Raw genomic sequence first — 17,707 nt, 5'->3', positions numbered from 1 at the left:
GGTTGAACTCGGAACGGACGAGAGACGCACGACGGGGGCGGCGCCGAAGCGCCGCCCCCGCGTGATGGGGCTTACTTCGAGACGAGCGTGAGCGTCATCTTCGAGGTGTAGGTGCCCGCCGGGGCGTCCGACGGCGCGACCAGCGTGAGGTCGGCGCCGAGCTTCGTGACACCGACGCCCGCGCCCGCGGCCGCCTGAGCGAACGGGGCCGGGTAGGTCGCCGCGCCGGCGACCTGAGCCGCAGCAGGCGAGACACCGGTCGAGGTGGTGCCGGTGGCGTTCACCTTGGGCGCGACGCCGAGGTTGGTCGCTCCGATGGTCTCCGTGCCGTTGGTGAAGTCGGCGACGGACTGCGTGAGCGTCCATCCCTTGCGCGAGACGACGCGCTCGTCGTTCACCGTGACCTCGGGGAGCGACGCGGTCGAGGTCGACTTGCCGTTGACGAGGGTGGCCTCGCCGAACGTCGCCTTCGCGTCGGCGGGGACGACGAGCGACAGGCTGCCGTCGGTCGGGGCGATGGTGGTCGCCTCGAGATCGATCTCGCCCGTCGTGCTGGGGTCGGTCGGGTCGACCGGGCCGGTCGCGTCGTCCTTGGTCGCGACGTAGCTCCAGCTGCCGCCGGGCTGCACCGTGATGTGCACGAACGCGGCGTCCTCGACGGTCACGCCGTAGCTCGAGGTGAAGGCGATACCAGCCGAGAAGGTGCCGCCGTTCGCCTTGACCGACGCGTAGTTCGAGCCCGCCAGGTTGTTGAGCAGCATCGCCGGCGTGAGGACCGTCTTCGCGGCGGGGTCGTTGAAGCCGTTCATCTGGCGACCGAGCCACTTGGAGGTGTCGCGCTCGTCGCCGCGCGGCGAGACGAAGACGTACACCTCGGTGGCCGCAGCCGGACCGGTGAACATCTGGTTGTAGTCCGAGAAGCCGGAGTCGCTGGGGTAACCCGCGACGAGCTGGTCGAACGCGATCGGCGCGCCGTCGGCGACGAGCGCCTCGGTGGCGGCGTCGAAGACGTAGTAGGCGGAGGTGGAACCGGAGGGGGTGATCGCGGCGGACGCGGAGGTGACTCCGCCTCCGATCAGCGCGACCGCGACGGCGCCGACGAGGGCGGCCTTGACGGTGGTGAGCTTGAACATGAGTGTGTGTGTCCTAGTCGTTTCAGTGCCGATCAGCCCTGCGCGTACGCGGCGACAGGGGTGGTCGAGCTGGGGGCGAGGAAGCCGAACTTGCGCTTGACCGAACCTGCCGCCAGCGGCGACAGGCTGAAGGAGGTCAGGCTCGTGATGGAGGCCGAGTTGACGAGGTTCGCGAGAACCGGGTCGTAGGAGGGAGCGCCGGTGTAGGTGAAGCTCGACTGCACGCGGGCGCGCTGGACGATCAGGTAGGTGTCGCGACCGAAGGTCGTGTTCGAGTAGAAGGCGGCGTTCGGCACGAGCGACGGGGCCGTGCCGGTGAAGGGAACCGCGCCGCTGACGGGCGAGCCCAGCGAGACGCCCGTCGAGGCGGCGATGGTGTTGACGCTCGCGACGTTGTTGGACTGAGCGACCCAGTTGGCGGCCGAGAACGGGATGATCTCGCCGTCGCCGAGGATGGTCGCGTCGTTCTCGGGGACCGTCGTGTTCGACGCGTCGGCCACACCGGACGGGTTGGTCACGCCGATCGCACCGAGGAAGAACGAGCGGGTGCCCGACGACGTCTGGGGCAGGCGCGGCTTGATGGTCGCGCCGCCGACCGACGTGATCGTGCCCTCGTAGATGCCCTTGAGCTGGGTAGCGGTGAGGTTCGCCCACTCGGCGTTGCCGCCCTTGTAGGCGTAGGCCACCGCGTCGCGGCCGAACGGCACGTAGAGGAGGCGACCCTCGGCGTTCGCGTTCGTGCCCGCACCGCTCGAGGAACGCGCGATGTCGACCTGACCCGTGATCGGACGAGCGGGCGTGGTGTTGCCCGACGCCGACCAGTTCGCGCCGTCGATCGAACGACGCAGAGCGTCGCGACCGGCACTCGAACCGTTGGGACGTGCGAAGAACGGGCCGCCCGACTTCGTCTGGATGGCCGGCGAGCCGAACGCGTCGAAGTTTCCGATGGTCTGTCCGTCCGCGAGGATGCGGACGTAGGAGCCGGAGGCGTTGGTGCCGTTGGTCAGCGCGTTCATCGCGTCCTGCAGAGTGTCGGAGCCGACAGCCACGTAGCTGTTCGACACCGGCTCGGCCGAGGCGGTGGAGGCAAGGCCGATGCCCGAAAGGACGAGGCCGACAGCCGCGCCGAGCGCGGCGATCTTCTTGAGCTTCACTGGATACCTAACTGTGTGTGGTGAGTAGTGCATACGGGTAATGCGGAGAGAGAAGTCGGGTGTCCGCGTCAGGTACGACGCGGAAGTCGGGGAATGATCAGAACGGCGGCAGCGCTCATGAGCCCGGCGAGGAGGCTCACCGGCAGCACGGTTCCGAGACCGCCGCTGCTCGGGTCGGCGGGGGTCTGCGCCCCCGCGAGCGCACCTGCCACCGCGCCCGACGCGGTCGGTCCGGTGTCGGTGGTCGCGGAGGCCGACGACGACGCGGCGCCCGAAACGGCGGATGCGGCGCTGTTGGCCGACCTCGGGATACTCCCGGTCGCGGGGCCGGCACCGCCACTGCCGTTGCTGCCGCTCGACACAGGAGCGGTGGACCGCGTCAGGCCGCCCTGGATCACGTTCGCCGCGATGATCGACTGGGATCGCCATGATTCGGGGATGGGCGCGTACCCGACCGGCAGCTGCCCCACCTGCACTCCGGGCACCTGGCCGTACCCGACGGCGTAGCGGATGAAGTCGGCGTAGCTCGACCGGGCGTCGGCGTCGCTCATGTAGGGGTTCGCCGCCGCGTACACGGGCATCGTCAGCGGGTAGGCACCCGTCGCCGAGCGTGCCGCGTCGGAGGACACATTGAACCCGCGCACCTGGGTCTGGGCGGTTGTTGAGGTCATCGCCCCCGCGGCGGCCGTCATGGCCCCGGTGGAGGCGGTGACGAACTCGCCGGCCGGATTCTCGAGCGCGGCCGTGACGATCTGATACTTCTCCGAGGCTGCACTGTCGGTCAGGGCGATGACCGATTGGCTCCCCTGGAGGCTGCGCGGAACCCGCAGGTACCTGGGCGGCGCGGCGAGCGCATCCCACCGATCCACGAGCTGCGCGTCGCCGCGCAGAGCGAGGTAGCCCGACGTATCGAGATCGTTCGTGTAGGGCCGCCAGGTGATGAGGTTGAGCTCGCCCGCACCGCCGGCGATCGCCTCGCGCTTGGTCGGATCGGCCTTCGGGAAGTTGTCGACGGGCAGAATCAGCGCACCGCTCGGGTTCACGTCGGCGTTTGTGGAGCTGTACTTGTTGACTTTCGTGCCCCACGCGTCGGGCTCGCCGTTCAGGAAGGCGCGGGCATCAGCATCCGCGAGCACGTAGTTCCACAGAGCGAGTGCCACGTCCGAACGCCCCTGCGGGAGGAGCATGTCGGACACGCCGACCCCCGCGATGGCCTGCTTCCTCCACTCGGGGTCGTTGATCTCGAGGAACTCCTCGTCGAACAGCAGATTGCGCGGGTTGCCCGCGAGGTGATCCTTCGAGGTCTCGGACGGAAGCGCGTCGACGTACGAGTACGTCAGCAGCTTGGCGATGAGGCGCGGGGTCAGCTTCATCGAGGTGAACGGCAGGCCCGCGCGCGCCTGCTCCTCCTCCGACGCCTTCGACCCGTCGGGGAACCGGTCGATCGAGAAGGCGACCGTGACGGCCGAGAGCGCGACCGGAGCGTAGATCAGGTCATCGGCGTCCTCGCCCGAGTACGGACGAGAGGTGAGCGCGAGCGGCGCCGAGACCGTGGCGAGGTTCGCCGCCGTCACGGCGTCGGACTCGGTGCCGGTGATCATGTTGTAGATGTCGCCGCCGCCCGCGCAGAGACTCGGCTGCCAGGACGTCACGGCTCCCGCCATCAACTCACTCCCGACGAGCTGCCGCTCGTTCGCACCGTCCTCGCACGCGCCGCTGATCGGCCGGAAATTCATCTTCACGGCGATGTGGTGCTGCCAGCTGTCCCAGAAGACGCCCGGCTGGGTGATCGCGTTCTCGCCGTTGTCGGCCGTCCCTCGGGGGATGATCACGAGCCAGCACGGCTGCGCCGCCGCCGTTCCGTCGGCCGCCTGCGTGCTGCGCCCGCACCCGAGGCCGCGCGACTGGACGGCCGTCTGCACCTCGAACTTCGCGCTGCCTTCGCCGTTGGCGCCGGACCCCGCCCACGAGACCTCGTTGGTGGTGTACTGCGAGATGAACTGGTTCTGATTGAGGTCGGCGCGCTTGAGGCGATCCGGCTCGACGTACGCACCGTTGGCGATGCGCTCCACCCTGTCGTTCACGCCGTCGCGCGACGTGGAGGAGACGAACGGGATCGCGGTCTCGGCCGGGTTGTTCGGGTCGGTTCCGGCGACGGTGTAGTAGCGGTCCTGCGCGGGGATCTCCTGGTCGAACGGTCGGCTTCCGACGCGCCCCGTGCCGGGTGTCGCCGTTCCGCCGTACTGGCACGTCGTGCGGTCGGGCGTGCCCGGGTTCAGCGGGTCGTCGCCCCAGCACTGCGCGAACTGGAGGAAGTTCTCGCCGCCGACCTGGTTGCTCGGCGGGCTGGACTGCTTCCCTCCCTTCCACGTGATCTCGATGCCTTGCGCGGTCAGACCGGCGGTTTGCGACACCGTGATCTCGAGGTCGGGGAGGGGGGCGCCCTCGGCGGCCGAGCCACCGTACGGACTGTTCGCGTAGTACTCCGTCGCCGAGATCGTAACCGGGCGCAGATCTGCCTCGGAGTCGGCCGCGGCCGATGCAGGCGGGGTCGCCAGACCGCCGGCGGTCATCGCCGTGAAGACGAGACCGCCGATGAGCACGCCGGTGAGGCCGGAGACGAGGCCTCGCCGCGCGCGACGTTCGGGTGCAGCCGTACGCAAGGGTTCTCCTACGAATTCGCGGCAGCGGGTGTCTGCCGACAGCGATGAAAGTATGGGCGGGTCATGACGTTTAGATGAACGATCCGTCAACGACGGACCGCGTGTGCATGGCGTGCTGAAACGGCGCGTCGAGCGACTGGTTTCTGCCCTTCGACCGGGCTTTTTGCACGCCGATCGACGGTGACGTCGTCACCGTGTGCGGCGAGCGCGTCAGCCCGTCTTGCGCCCGCCCCCGCGGAGCCTGCGAGAGAGCACCGGAGGCAGGACGATCGACCCGAGCAGAAGGATCGCGGCCGCGAGCATCAGCAGCTGCGGGCCGCCCCAGACAGGATCGGGGATCGTGAACGGCGACGACACCGCCGTGCGACCGCCCGCCACCGACCCGGAGACCAGTGCTCCATTGGCGTCGTACACGGCGTCTCCACCGACCGCGCCAGCGTCCACCGCAGCGGGGTCGGCGGCGGCCGCACCCCCCGATGCTGCGGCGGCCGCTCCCGTTCCTTCCGCCCCGGCTGCGGAGCCGCCGCCACCGGACCCGGTGACGTCGGTGTCGGTGTCGGAGGCTCCGGCCGTTCCGGTCGTGCACTGGTCGGGACCCTGCCGGTCGCACTCCGCGGGTTGTTTCGCCGTCTGGGCGAGCCGGTTGCTCTCGGGGGAATCCCCGGGCTCGAAGGTGGGGTTCTTGCAATTGTTGATATCGACGCCCGAGCCCTCCGCGCCGGGGATCCGCTTGATCTGCTCGGCGCCGGCCATGACGAGGTTCATCGGCAGCGGCGAATAGCCGAGTTGCTCGGCCTGCTGCTGACCTTCGCACAACACGTACCGGGCGAACTCCCCGAGGGTGCGCCCCTTGGCCTGGTCGAAGGTTCCGCGAACGGTCGTCGGGACGATCATGTAGGAGTAGCTCGACAGCGGATAGGTGCGCGGGTCGGTGTTGCCGTAGACGCCGTCGAGAATCTGGGTGAGGTAGTCGGGGGAGCTGGCGTTGTTGTTGATCTGCGCCTTCAGCATGGCCACGGCGACCGAGGACGCGGTGGGCTCGATGTAATAACCTGCCGCGTTCAACACCTTGGCGACGGGGAAGCCCGATTTCACGGCGTACGAGTACTCGACGTAGGTGATCGCTCCTTCGCCGTAGTTCTGGCTGACGTATCCCGCAACGCCCAGCGAACCCGATTGCAGGGTCGCTCCCACGTTGCCGGGGAACTGCGACGTCATGCCCGATGTCCAGATGTCACCGTGCTGCTTGGACATCCACATGGTGAACTGCGCCGTCGATCCGGAGCCGTCGGATCGTGCGACGCGTTGGATCGCACGGTCGGGCATCGCGAGGCCGGGGTTGTCGGCCTGGATCTCGGGGTGGTTCCAGTTCGTGATCTGACCGGCGAAGATCTTCGAGACGGTCGCGCCCGACAGGCGGAGGTTGGTGACGCGCTTGCCACCGATCTTCAGGTTGTACATGAACGCGGTACCACCTGCCACGATCGGCATGTAGGCGTATCCCCCCGGCTCCGGGCGTTCGGGCTGCGCACCCACCTCCGTCGGCTGGAGTTGGAACGGAATCTCACTGATCGCGAAATCGACAGTGCGGTTGATGAAATCGCTGCGCCCCGCCGTCGAGCCGAGTCCGCGGTAATCCACCGTCATCGCTCGGGTCGTCTGCACGTTGCGGCGCCACTGGTCCAGCGCGTTCTGCGACCATGTCGATCCCGAACCGGAGATGTTCGCATACGGCTCCGCCGCGGCCTGCGCCGATGCAGTGCCGCCGGTGACGGCGGCGGTCGAGACGAGCAGCGCGACGAGCGCCGTCGCGAGAGGGCGGAAACGTCGGCGGATCACGAGCGCTCCTTCGGGGTGTCGGGGGTATCGGAAGAATCAGGTCGAATCACGTCGGTGATGTCGTGCGAGGTCATCGTCGGATCGGAGGGCGTGTCGGGCGCGTCGTCCTCGTCGGACGACTCCAGCGGCTGCGGTTCGGCCGAGACCGGTGCGCGCGTGGCGACCGGGGCGAACACGGCGGCCTCGATCGACGACCTCACGGCGGCCCCGCTCTCGATCCGCTCGAGGTCGGCGAGCGACGCAGCTGCGCGCGCCCGGCGTCGGCGCGGGCTCAGCTGCCCCGGTCCCTTCCCGCCGACGATGCGAGCGATCACGAAGAGCACGAGGACGAGGGCGATGAGGGTCGCGGCAGCCCCGAATCCCCGGGCGATCATCGTCGGCTCGGGCGACTTCACCATGTCGAAGACCTGGAGGGGAAGCGAGATCATCGCGCCCGAGAACGGGTTCCAGTTCATGACCGCGGTCACGCCCGACGTGAGGAGCACGGGGGACGTCTCCCCCACCCCGCGCGCCGTGCCCAGGATCACCGCGGTCGCGAGGCCGGAACGCGACGTGGGGAGCACGACGGTCCAGACCGTGCGCCACCGCGAGGCGCCCAGCGCGTACGACGCCTCGCGCAGGTTGCCGGGCACGAGCCGGAGGACGACGTCGGAGGCGCGGATGATGATCGGGAGCATCATGACCGTGATCGCGAGGGATGCGGCGAAGCCGGAGCGCTCCTGGGTGACGAGCGTGATGACGGCGGCGTAGATGAACAGGCCGGCCACGATCGAGGGCAGCGCCGTCATCGCGTCGGAGATCGTCCGGACGAAACGGGCGAAGCGCCCGCCGATCTCATTCATGAACACGGCGGTGGCGATGCCGAGGGGCACGGAGATGAGCAGTGCGATCGAGATCTGGATCAGGGTTCCGACGATCGCGTGCGCGATCCCGCCGACCTCGAGCGGGTCGAGCGGACCCGCATACTGCATCGTCTCGAAGAAGAAATTGAAACGAATGAACGGCCATGACGTCGAGAACATCGCCGGCATGCCCCGGACGACCGTGAAGACGACGACGAAGACGAGCGCGGCGAGGAGGATCGCCCCGGCGCTGTACAGCAGGGCGGTCATCACCCGGTCGGCGACCTCGAGCCGGTCGGCCCGCAGGATGATCAGCAGCGCGTAGATCGCGATGAAGGACAGATAGGCGACCACTGCCCAGCCGACCGCGCCCGTCATCGGTGTCAGCCAGCCGAACAGCAGGGTCGCCACCGCCAGTGCTGCGGCGAGCGCACCCACCAGGTTGAATCGCTCCTCGGCGGGGGTCCCGCGCATCTGGCGGCGGGGTCCGATCGGAGCGTCGCCCGGATCGGGGCGGAACGTTCCGCCCGACGACGACAGCGGGGCCGAAGCGACGCGCTCGGTCGCGAGACCCTCGTCAGCCGTGTCCCAGCGGGCTTCGAGCGGATCGATGACGGTGGTGATGGTGGTGTCGATGGTCACGGTCATCCGTCGCTCTCCGCACCGGAACGCGATCGGGCGACGATCGACGAAGCGGTGAAGTTGATGATGAGGGTGATGACGAAGAGGGTGAGACCGGCGGCCATCAGCGCCGAGAGCCCGAACTGACTCGCCTCGCCGTAGCGGAGGGCGATCAGCGCGGAGATCGAGTTGGTGCCCTTGCTGAGCAGTTCCCAGTTGATCGTGAAGATCGGGGAGATGATCATGTAGACGGCGATCGTCTCGCCCAGAGCTCGTCCGAGACCCAGCATGGTTCCACCGATGACGCCGCCTCGCCCGAAGGGGAGCACGACCGTGCGGATCATCCCCCATCTCGTCGAGCCGAGAGCGAGCGCGCCCTCGCGCTCCCCCACCGGGGCCTGCGAGAAGGCCTCGCGCATGACCGAAGTCTGCGTCGGAGACACCATGAGTGCGACGACGATTCCCGCGATGAACGCCGAGGAGGTGAAGGCGCCCGCTTCGGTGAGCCGCGCGCCCTCCGGATCGGTGACCGCGAAGACCGGGATCCATCCGAAGTAGGTGGAGATCCACTGGGCGACCGGGATGACCGCCTCCTGCAGGAAGAAGACCCCCCAGAGGCCGTAGACGACGCTGGGCACGGCGGCCATCAGGTCGACCAGGGTGATGAGCATCGACTTCAGGCGAGGCGGGGCGATCTCCGAGATCAACAGCGCCGTTCCGAGGGCGAGCGGCACGGAGAACGCCATCGCGACCAGCGCGATCGAGACGGTGCCGAACAGCACGGCGACGATGCCGAACTGACCGGTCTCGGGCGACCACTCCTGGGTCCAGAAGAACGACAGCCCCGCGACTCCCAGCGCCTCTCCGCTGCGAAGGGTCAGGAACAGTCCGACCGCGAGCATGATCGCCACGGTGATCCCGCCGGCGAGGAACGACCCCGAGCGGAAGATGGCGTCCGAGACCGAGGGCGCGGCCTTGAGCGAGCGCGCCGCGACCTTCGGCTTCTGCTCCGCAGCATCCGCCACGGACGACTGTTCGGGCTCGGTCGGCGTCAGCAGCTGCGTGAGGTCGTCGGAGCCGACATTCGTCATGCGCATACCTCGGACGTGCGCGAGGGCAGGCGGAAAGCGCGTCTCATGGGGCTTCCTGAGCGGAACGACCGGCGGCGGGTTCCGGCCGGATCCTCGCCATCGTGGGCGCCGAAGGTGAACAACCCACGAAGGATCGGAGAAGGACGGCTGTCGCGGTCGTGAGCGCGGGACGTCATGGCGTTGCCCCCGGTGTCGGCGTGCGCGTCGGCGTCGGCGTCGGCGTGACCGGAGGGGTGGTCGGCGACGGAGCCGGGAGGGGCGCGGCCACCACGAGCGAGACGGTCGTCCCCAGAGGAAGACTCGCGGAACCGGCAGGCTGCACGGCGGTCACCGTGCCGGTGGGTGCGCTGCTGCTCTGCCGGGTGACGACGGGCACGAAGCCCGCGGCCACGACGGCGTCCATCGCCGACTGCTCGGGAGCACCGACCACGTCGGGAACGGCGTTCGCCCCGCTGGCAACGGTCAGCGCCACGAACCCTCCGGCCGCCAGGGTCGTGCCGACGGCGGGCTGGCTCGCCAGAACCGTGCCGATCGGTCTCACCGAGTCGACGCTCATGATCTCGCCCACCGCGAGGCCGGCCGCCGAGAGCGCGCGAGTCGCCGCATCCGCATCCATCCCCTCGAGCGAGGGGACCATTGCCATCACGGGCGGGGGCGGCGTCTGCACGACCGGCGTCGGAGCAGGAGGCGATGCCGTCACGGCCGGACTCGACACGACGGGCGCCGGGGTCTCCCGCGCGGTGGTGGGCTGGCTCCCCGACGACAGCGCGACGACGACGGCGACCACCAGCCCGACCGCGACGAGCCCGAGGCCCCACAGCCAGGGCGATCCTCCCCGCCCCTCGGGCTCGACGGATGCGTGCTGGGCGGCGTCGATGGCCGGGCTCACGGCGGGAGAGAACACCCGCGTGCGCGTCGTACGGTCCACTGGCACCGCGACCGTGTTGCTGCGTGACGCCACCGCTGACGAGAGCGCGTCGCGCATCTCGCCGGCCGTACCGAATCGCGTGGCGGGGTCTTTCAGCATGGCCCGGACGATCACACGGTCGAACGCGACCGGCACCCCGCCGACGCTCACCGAAACCGTCGGCGGGGCCGCGCTCTGATGCGCGCGGATGGTCGCCTCCGCCGAGTCCCGCGCGAAGGGCGGCGAACCGACGAGGGCGAAGTAGAGCACCCCGGCGAGCTGGTACAAATCGGCGGAAGGCCCCACGCCCTCACCGCGCAAGAGCTCGGGGGCCGCGTACTGCAGGTTGCCGACGACGCCGTCGCCGTCCTCGCTGCGCAGCACGTCGCCCCCGCGCGTGGTCGTCCCCGCTTCATCCACGAGCCCGAAATCGATGATGCGCGCGTCGCGCAGATGCCCCGCCGAGTCCACGTCGACCACGATGTTCGACGGCGAGATGTCACGGTGCACGAGCCCCGCGGCGTGCAGCACCGCCAGCCCGTCGAGCACCCTGGCCCCCACGTCCGCGGCGGTGCGCGCCGAGAGCGTCCCCCGCTCGCGCACCTGCTCGCCGAGGGTGAGTCCGGGCGCGAGCTGCCACGCCGTCCAGGTCTCGCCCTCTCCGCCGAGGTCGTCCGACCCCGATCCGACGACGCCGCACAGAGCCGGATGCGACAGCGCCGCCACCCGCTCGGCCTCCCTCAAGAATGCCGACCGCATCTCTGGCCGCGCGGCGAGGTGCGGATGCAGCACCTTCACCGCGACGCGACCACCGTCGCGGGTATCGAGCGCGTCGTACACCGATGCCGTCGCCCCCGAGCCGAGGAGTCCGAGCACTCGGAAGCGCCCCGCGACGAGCCCGTCGGTCATCGCGCCGTCGCCCGCGTCAGACAATCTGGTTCACGGGAGCGATGGCACGCCGCAGGCGCCGCCCGGACTGAGTGCCGATGTTGACGCCCGTCGCGATCGCCGCCGTCGCCAGCACCGCGCGCGCGGCTCGCGCTGCGGCGGCAGCCTCGGACGCCGACTCGTACCACCGCGACGACGTCATGACGGCCTCGCCGTCGCGACGCAGCACCCAGCCGTGCGTCATGGGCGTCGAGCCCCGAACGACGGAGGCCACGAGCGACATGGCCTCGCGCTGGAGCGCCTCGACGGTGGCCAGTGCCTCGGACGGCGTCGGGAACAGTCCCGAGCCTCGGCCGAGTTCGCGGTTGTTGGTGGCGAGGATGCGCCACACTCCGAAGCGGCCAGCCCGAGCGCGTTCGCGCTCGTCGGTGTCGGCCGCCGCCACATCGGCCGGCACGGTCAGCACCTCCTGAAGGATCTGCGCGCGGAAGACGAGCCACGAGTTGAGCATCGGGTCGTACGCCGACCGGAACGTGTCGAAGACGATACGGCCGGCATGGGTCGTTCGTCGTGGGAGCGCGTCGCTCACTGTCGTCCTATCGCGCGGTCCCTCTGAGAACTCCCCTTGAGATTCTCCAGAACCGTCGATGCTCGAAGTTGGCCCCACGTCATGTACGGCGGCACATCGAAAGATGGCCGCCCGGTATACGAAGGGTGATCGTCTCGTGCGTCGCGGTCGATCGGGGTCGGCGCTAGCATCCGTGCATGGACGCGCTCGAGGGGTGGACCGATTTCCACGTCGCCATGGTGGGGGCGACCGCGGCGCTCGCGGGTCTCGTGATCGTCGCCTCGAGTGTGAATATCGCTCAGATCGTGAAGGCCCCCACGATCACGTCCCGTCTCGCCGCCGCGATCGCCGGACTCGTCCTCGCGATCGTCGTCGCGGGCGTGGCGCTGATCCCCGGCATCCCCGCCGGTGCGTACGGGGCGGTCGTCCTCGTCTCAACCCTCGGCGCGGGTGCCTTCCAGGCACACGCAGCGGCGGTCATCGCGCGTGACCCGGATCCGGACGACCATGCCCGGGTGCTGAAGGCCGCTCTGGGTTTCGTGCCGATCGCGGCGTACGCGGCCTCCGGCGTGACGGTCTTCTTCGACCCGTCGACCGCGCTGGTCATCGCGGCCGTCGGTTGCATCGTCGCGATCGTTTCGGCGATCGTCATGTCGTGGGTGGCACTGGTCGAGGTGCTCCGCTGACGAGCGGATGCTGCGCGCTCAGCCGGGTGCGACGGGCGGGATCTCGCCGCTTCGACGCTGGACGCGGAGCGACCCTCCGGTCGCGGCGAGCCAGCATCCGACGATGATCAACGGGAAGCCCGCGAGCAGCCCGACGCTGAGCGCCTCGCCGAGTACGACCACCCCGAGCAGGATGGCGACGATCGGGTTGACGTAGGTGAAGAGCGGCGCGCGAGCGGGCCCGACCTCGCGGATGAGCGCGAAGAAGGCCAGGAACGCGACCGCCGTGCACAGCACCGTGAGAGCGGCGACCGCCGCGATGCTCCGTGTCGTCGGCATGCTGTGGGTGGTGAGGACCGCGATCGGCAGGTAGCCGACCCCGACCATGAGGAGCGAGAGCGTGATCGACCCGAGTGCGGGCACGTCGCGCAGATGCTTCGCGACGACGAAGGGCGCGATGGCGTAGCAGACGGCGACCAGCAGAACCTCGCCGACCGCGACGACACCGAGCGGACCGTCGCCGAGAGACAGTCCCGGGCCGGCGACGACGACCGCGACGCCCGCGAAACCGAGGCCGAGTCCGATCAGTCGCGCGGGGCGCACGGCGGTGCGGTCGCCGCGCGTGAAGGCGACGAGAGCCCCGAACAGCGGCACGGTCGCGACGAGGAGCCCGGTGATCCCCGAGGGGAGCGTCTGCTCGGCGTGCGCGAGCAGCACGAACGGGCCCGCCATCTCGAGGAGGGCGAACACCAGCACCCACCTCCACGCGCGCAGAGCAGGACCCAGCACGCCGCGACGCAGCGCGAACGGCAGAAGCAGCAGCGCCGCCCCGAGGGTGCGGATGCACACCACCGCCGGCGGCGACAGCGAGTCGACGGCCTCCTTGATGAAGAGATAGGGCATGCCCCAGAGCACCGCCATGGCGATGAACAGCAACCAGGCACGTGCGGTGAAGCGGGTCGGGAACCCGGCCACCGGTGCCAGGGTCACAGCGTGCGTCGTCCTTCGAATGCCCGGCCGAGGGTGACCTCGTCGGCGTACTCGAGGTCGCCGCCGACGGGGAGCCCCGACGCGAGTCGCGTCACCTGGATCTCGAGCGTGTGCAGCAGCCGGCTGAGGTAGGTGGCCGTCGCCTCGCCCTCGAGGTTGGGGTTCGTCGCCAGGATGACCTCTTGCACGGTTCCGTCGGCGAGGCGCTGCATCAGGGAGGTGATGCGCAGGTCATCGGGTCCGATGCCCGCGATCGGGCTGATGGCCCCGCCGAGCACGTGGTAGAGACCGCGGAACTCGCGCGTGCGCTCGATGGCCGCGACGTCTTTCGCGTCTTCGACGACGCAGATGAGCGTCGGATTGCGGCGGGGGTCGCGGCAGATACCGCACCGATCCTGTTCCGAGACGTTGCCGCAGATCTCGCAGAAGCGCACTTTGTCGCGCACCTCTCCGAGCAGGATCGACAGGCGCGAGACGTCGAAGGACGGCGATTGCAGGATATGGAACGTGATCCGCTGCGCCGACTTGGGACCGATGCCGGGCAGGCGCCCGAATTCGTCGATGAGATCTTGAACGATGCCGTCGTACATGGTCAGACGAACCTCGTGGGCGACTCGAACGGCTCTTCACGCACGAACGTTGCGCCCAGCACCTGGCGCACGACAGCCTCCCCCACTCGCTGAACGCCGCCGCGAGTAGTGATGACCGGGGCGATGCGCGGTGCGACGACCGGCGGCACCGGAGCGTCGACCGCGTCGTCGGGGGGCGGCAGCTCGTCTTCGGGGTCGTCGTCGACGACCGCGGATGCCTCGACGTCGCGATCCGGGAGCACCGAGCCGTCGCGCACCGGCTCGAGCGTGGCCACCCGCACCGACGATGCCTCTTCGGGCTCGTCGTCGACCGGGAACTGGCCGACCGCACGTGCGCCGGGCGCGGCGGACGTGCGCGGGCCGGATAACGCGGACGGCGATGCCGTGCCGGGGTCGACCTCGGGAGTGGTGGGGATCGGCGCGACCGCCCAGTCCGTCACGGGCGCAGCTGCCGACGGCGCGGAGACCGCGCTCGAGCGCGGGGCGGGGGGCGCGACAGGCGATTCGCGCGCCTGACGGTCGGGCGCGGGAGGCGGCGAGGCGGAAGGACCGGCGTCACCGGGGCCGCCGGCATCGCCCTCGTGCTTCGCGATGTACTTCACGCGGATGCCGAGCACCCCCATGATCGCCTGGCGGAGGTCTTCGCTCGGACCGGCTCCGGCGGTGCGCTTCTTGAACGCCGCGATGTCGGTCGCGCTGGCGAACGCGAGGGTGAGTACGTCATCGTCGAGAGCCGCGACCCGCGCACCGGACGCGATCAACCACGATGTGCGGCTGATCGATTCGAGTCGGGCGAGCACCTCGGGCCACGCGTCGCGCAGGCGTTGCACGGTGAGCGGCCCCGCCGCGGCGGGAGGGGCGAACTCGCCCTCGGGCTCGGGCGGCGCATCGGAATCGGTCGGGGGCTCTCGGTCGGCGGGCGGCTCGGGTTCGCTGAACGGTTCGGACGGCGCCACCGGTTCGGGTGCGGTAGCCGAGGGACGGCCGGCCTCCGCACGCGCGGGCGCCGGCGCGGGCGCCCTCGGGGTCTGCGGCGCCGACACGGGAGCTGCGGGTGCGGCCGCCGTCGGTGCCGCGACGGGCGCGGGGGCAGACACGGCACCCGCGTCGGCGAGCACTCGGGCCACGAGGAGTTCGAGGTGCAGACGCGGCGATGTCGCGCCGGTCATCTCGTCGAGCGCCGTGACGACGAGATCGGCTGTGCGCGAGAGCCGTTGCGTGCCGAAATGACCCGATTGACGAGTCATGCGCTCGAGTTCTTCGGCGGAGATGCCGCGCAGCACCGACCCGGCGCTCTGCCCCGTGGCCGCGACGACGATGAGGTCGCGGAGGCGCTCGAGCAGGTCGTCGACGAAACGTCGCGGGTCTTGTCCGGTCTGGATGACGCGATCGACCGCGGCGAACGCGGCGGCCGCATCGCGCGCGCCGAAAGCGTCGACGACCTCGTCGAGGAGCTCGGCGTGGGTGTAACCCAGCAGCGCCACGGCGCGCTCGTAGGCGACCTCGACGGCGCCGTCGGAGGCGACATCGGAACCGGCCATGAGCTGGTCGAGCAGCGAGAGGGTGTCGCGAGGCGACCCTCCGCCGGCGCGCACCACGAGCGGGAGGACACCGGCCTGCACCGAGACGCCCTCTGTCTCGCAGAGTTCCTGGACGTACTCGAGCATGGCCGCCGGCGGCACGAGCCGGAACGGGTAGTGGTGCGTGCGGGAGCGGATGGTGCCGAGCACCTTCTCGGGCTCGGTGGTCGCGAAGATGAACTTCACGTGGTCGGGCGGCTCTTCGACCAGCTTCAGCAGGGCATTGAAACCCTGCTGGGTGACCATGTGGGCCTCGTCGAGGATGAAGATCTTGAACCGGTCGCGTGCCGGGGCGAAGATCGCCCGCTCGCGCAGGTCGCGTGCGTCATCGACGCCGTTGTGGCTGGCCGCGTCGATCTCGACCACGTCGAGCGAACCACCGCCGCCACGCCCGAGCTCGACGCAGCTGTCGCAGGTGCCGCACGGAGTGTCGGTGGGTCCTGCCGCACAGTTGAGGCACCGGGCGAGGATGCGGGCGGACGTCGTCTTGCCGCACCCTCTCGGGCCGGAGAACAGATAGGCGTGGCCGACCCTGTCGCCCCGGAGCGCCGTCATAAGCGGATCGGTGACCTGGGACTGCCCGATCATCTCGCCGAACGCCTCCGGGCGGTAGCGGCGGTAGAGGGCTGTGGTCACGTACCCAGCCTACGACCTGCCGCCGACATACCGTCCGGAGGGGGCGTTGCCTCAGCCTCGACGCGACGTGAAACGACGCGACGTGAAGAGGATCGAACCGCCGAGCAGGAACGCGGCCGCGGCGCCCAGCAGCATCCATGCTCTGCTGCCGTCGCTACCGGTGGCAGGCAGCATGCCGCCGCCGTCGACCACCGGGCCGGTGGGCGCACCGGCCGTCGGGCCGGACGTGGGCAGCAGCGGTATACCGGCCGTGGGCGTGGCGGTCGGTGTCGCGGTCGGCGTGGCGGTCGGCGTCACGGTCGGGGTCACCGTCGGGGTCACCGTCGGGGTGACCGTCGGGGTGACCGTCGGGGTCACGGTAGGCGTGGCCGTCGGGGTCACGGTGGGCGTCACCGTCGGGGTGACCGTCGGCGTCACGGTCGGGGTGACCGTCGGGGTGACCGTCGGCGTCACGGTCGGGGTGACCGTCGGCGTCACGGTCGGGGTGACCGTCGGCGTCACCGTCGGCGTGACCGTCGGGGTGACCGTCGGCGTCACCGTCGGCGTCACGGTCGGGGTGACCGTCGGCGTCACGGTCGGGGTGACCGTCGGGGTGACCGTCGGCGTCACGGTCGGCGTCACCGTCGGGGTCACGGTAGGCGTCACCGTCGGCGTCACGGTAGGCGTCACCGTCGGTGTCGGGCTCGGGCCGGCGTCGCAGCCCGGATCGACGAACGTGTTGTCGTCGAGGGCCACCGTGCCGTTGCGGGCGAGCGCTCGGCCGTCGACGGTCGCGCCGGTCTCGAGCGTGATGGACGTCAGCGCGAGGATCGTGCCCACGAACGTCGAATCGGTACCGAGGGTGGCCGACGAGCCCACCTGCCAGAACACGTTGCACGCCTGGGCTCCGTTGATGAGTTCCACCACGCTGCTCGTGGCCGTGGTCAGGGCGGAACCGACCTGGAACACCCACACCGATCCGGAGTCGCCCTGGCCGTCGAGGCGCAGCGTGCCGGTGAGTCCCACCGTCGAGGCGGAGAAGTAGACCCCGTCGACGAGGGTCTGGCCGCCGAGGTCGGCCGTGATGGTGGCGTCGGGCGCTGGGGAGGCCGCGGAGTTGTAAGCCGTGACGAGGTCGATCTGGGCCTGCTGGGCGTTGGCGTCGGTCTGGTGGAGCGCGCCACCGCCGATGACCTGTCCGGGCGGGAAGCCGGTGATCGACGTGCCGGGGTACACGCCGAGGTCGCCGTCGAGGGTGCTGTTTCCGGTGTTCGTCACCGACTGCCCGCCGAGCACGACGTAGGGCTCGGTCGTGCCGAGTCCGACGCTCGTCGCGGCCACGGCGCTCGAGCCACCGACCGTGAGACCCACGAGCACCAGGCCGCTCACGATGAGCGCGACGGCCGCCGATTGCGCGGCGCGCACGGAACCCACGGATTGACGGCGTACGAATATTTGGGTCCCCATGGGAACCGCCTTATCAGCCCCCGTGAAATGCGAGGGAACAATGACCCGAGATGGGCCATCTATCACGCTAGCGGGGGCCTCGTCAAATACTCAG

Annotated in this window: 13 protein-coding genes; 1 reads left to right on the top strand and 12 read right to left on the bottom strand. The window is 70.0% G+C overall.

Annotated features, from left to right (window positions below; translation table 11 throughout):
* Positions 1 to 71 precede the first annotated feature (71 nt).
* From DEA06_RS10270 to DEA06_RS10235, 8 genes are all read right to left on the bottom strand, one after another.
* On the bottom strand, positions 72 to 1,133 hold the full coding sequence (locus DEA06_RS10270) for a WxL domain-containing protein (RefSeq protein ID WP_116647884.1): 1,062 nt from the start codon (positions 1,131 to 1,133) through the stop codon (positions 72 to 74).
* Positions 1,134 to 1,165: 32 nt separating this feature from the next.
* Complete coding sequence (locus DEA06_RS10265) at positions 1,166 to 2,287, bottom strand: substrate-binding domain-containing protein (RefSeq protein ID WP_165817969.1); 1,122 nt, start codon at positions 2,285 to 2,287, stop codon at positions 1,166 to 1,168.
* Positions 2,288 to 2,355: 68 nt separating this feature from the next.
* Positions 2,356 to 4,950, bottom strand: coding sequence for a hypothetical protein (locus tag DEA06_RS10260; RefSeq protein ID WP_116647882.1), 2,595 nt, complete (start codon positions 4,948 to 4,950; stop codon positions 2,356 to 2,358).
* 210 nt (positions 4,951 to 5,160) lie between these two features.
* Positions 5,161 to 6,789 carry a phosphate ABC transporter substrate-binding protein PstS gene (gene pstS / locus DEA06_RS10255; RefSeq protein ID WP_240606903.1) on the bottom strand — a complete coding sequence of 543 codons (1,629 nt, stop codon included), beginning with the start codon at positions 6,787 to 6,789 and terminating at the stop codon, positions 5,161 to 5,163.
* Complete coding sequence (gene pstA / locus DEA06_RS10250; protein WP_240606902.1) at positions 6,786 to 8,273, bottom strand: phosphate ABC transporter permease PstA; 1,488 nt, start codon at positions 8,271 to 8,273, stop codon at positions 6,786 to 6,788. Before pstA ends, pstS begins: the two co-directional genes overlap by 4 nt.
* 2 nt (positions 8,274 to 8,275) lie before the next feature.
* A complete protein-coding gene (pstC, locus tag DEA06_RS10245) occupies positions 8,276 to 9,343 on the bottom strand; it encodes a phosphate ABC transporter permease subunit PstC (protein WP_116647881.1) in 1,068 nt (355 codons plus the stop codon).
* 172 nt (positions 9,344 to 9,515) lie between these two features.
* Positions 9,516 to 11,183 (bottom strand): serine/threonine-protein kinase, encoded by a 1,668-nt coding sequence (locus tag DEA06_RS10240; RefSeq protein WP_133241741.1) that lies wholly within the window; start codon positions 11,181 to 11,183, stop codon positions 9,516 to 9,518.
* On the bottom strand, positions 11,176 to 11,727 hold the full coding sequence (locus DEA06_RS10235) for a hypothetical protein (RefSeq protein WP_116647879.1): 552 nt from the start codon (positions 11,725 to 11,727) through the stop codon (positions 11,176 to 11,178). The genes DEA06_RS10240 and DEA06_RS10235 overlap by 8 nt, the downstream gene beginning before the upstream one ends.
* Positions 11,728 to 11,903: 176 nt before the next feature.
* Here DEA06_RS10235 and DEA06_RS10230 point away from each other — a divergent pair, with 176 nt between their 5' ends.
* Complete coding sequence (locus DEA06_RS10230) at positions 11,904 to 12,392, top strand: hypothetical protein (protein WP_116647878.1); 489 nt, start codon at positions 11,904 to 11,906, stop codon at positions 12,390 to 12,392.
* A gap of 18 nt (positions 12,393 to 12,410) precedes the next feature.
* Here the strand turns inward: DEA06_RS10230 and DEA06_RS10225 are convergent, their stop codons facing one another.
* Genes DEA06_RS10225 through DEA06_RS16700 form a run of 4 tightly spaced genes read right to left on the bottom strand, consistent with a single transcriptional unit; the run spans position 12,411 to position 17,580 of the window.
* Entirely contained in the window at positions 12,411 to 13,361 is a 951-nt protein-coding gene (locus DEA06_RS10225; RefSeq protein ID WP_240606901.1) for an EamA family transporter, read from the bottom strand.
* On the bottom strand, positions 13,358 to 13,951 hold the full coding sequence (recR, locus tag DEA06_RS10220) for a recombination mediator RecR (protein WP_116647877.1): 594 nt from the start codon (positions 13,949 to 13,951) through the stop codon (positions 13,358 to 13,360). Before recR ends, DEA06_RS10225 begins: the two co-directional genes overlap by 4 nt.
* A 2-nt stretch (positions 13,952 to 13,953) precedes the next feature.
* Positions 13,954 to 16,167 (bottom strand): DNA polymerase III subunit gamma and tau, encoded by a 2,214-nt coding sequence (locus DEA06_RS10215; protein ID WP_116647876.1) that lies wholly within the window; start codon positions 16,165 to 16,167, stop codon positions 13,954 to 13,956.
* Between the two features lie 51 nt (positions 16,168 to 16,218).
* Positions 16,219 to 17,580, bottom strand: coding sequence for an ice-binding family protein (locus tag DEA06_RS16700; protein WP_240606900.1), 1,362 nt, complete (start codon positions 17,578 to 17,580; stop codon positions 16,219 to 16,221).
* Positions 17,581 to 17,707 lie beyond the last annotated feature (127 nt).

It is taken from the genome of Microbacterium sp. Gd 4-13 (assembly GCF_003095395.1).
Taxonomy (GTDB): domain Bacteria; phylum Actinomycetota; class Actinomycetes; order Actinomycetales; family Microbacteriaceae; genus Microbacterium.
Note: the sequence above shows the minus strand (reverse complement) of the source record. Positions and strands in the feature narration are given on the sequence as shown.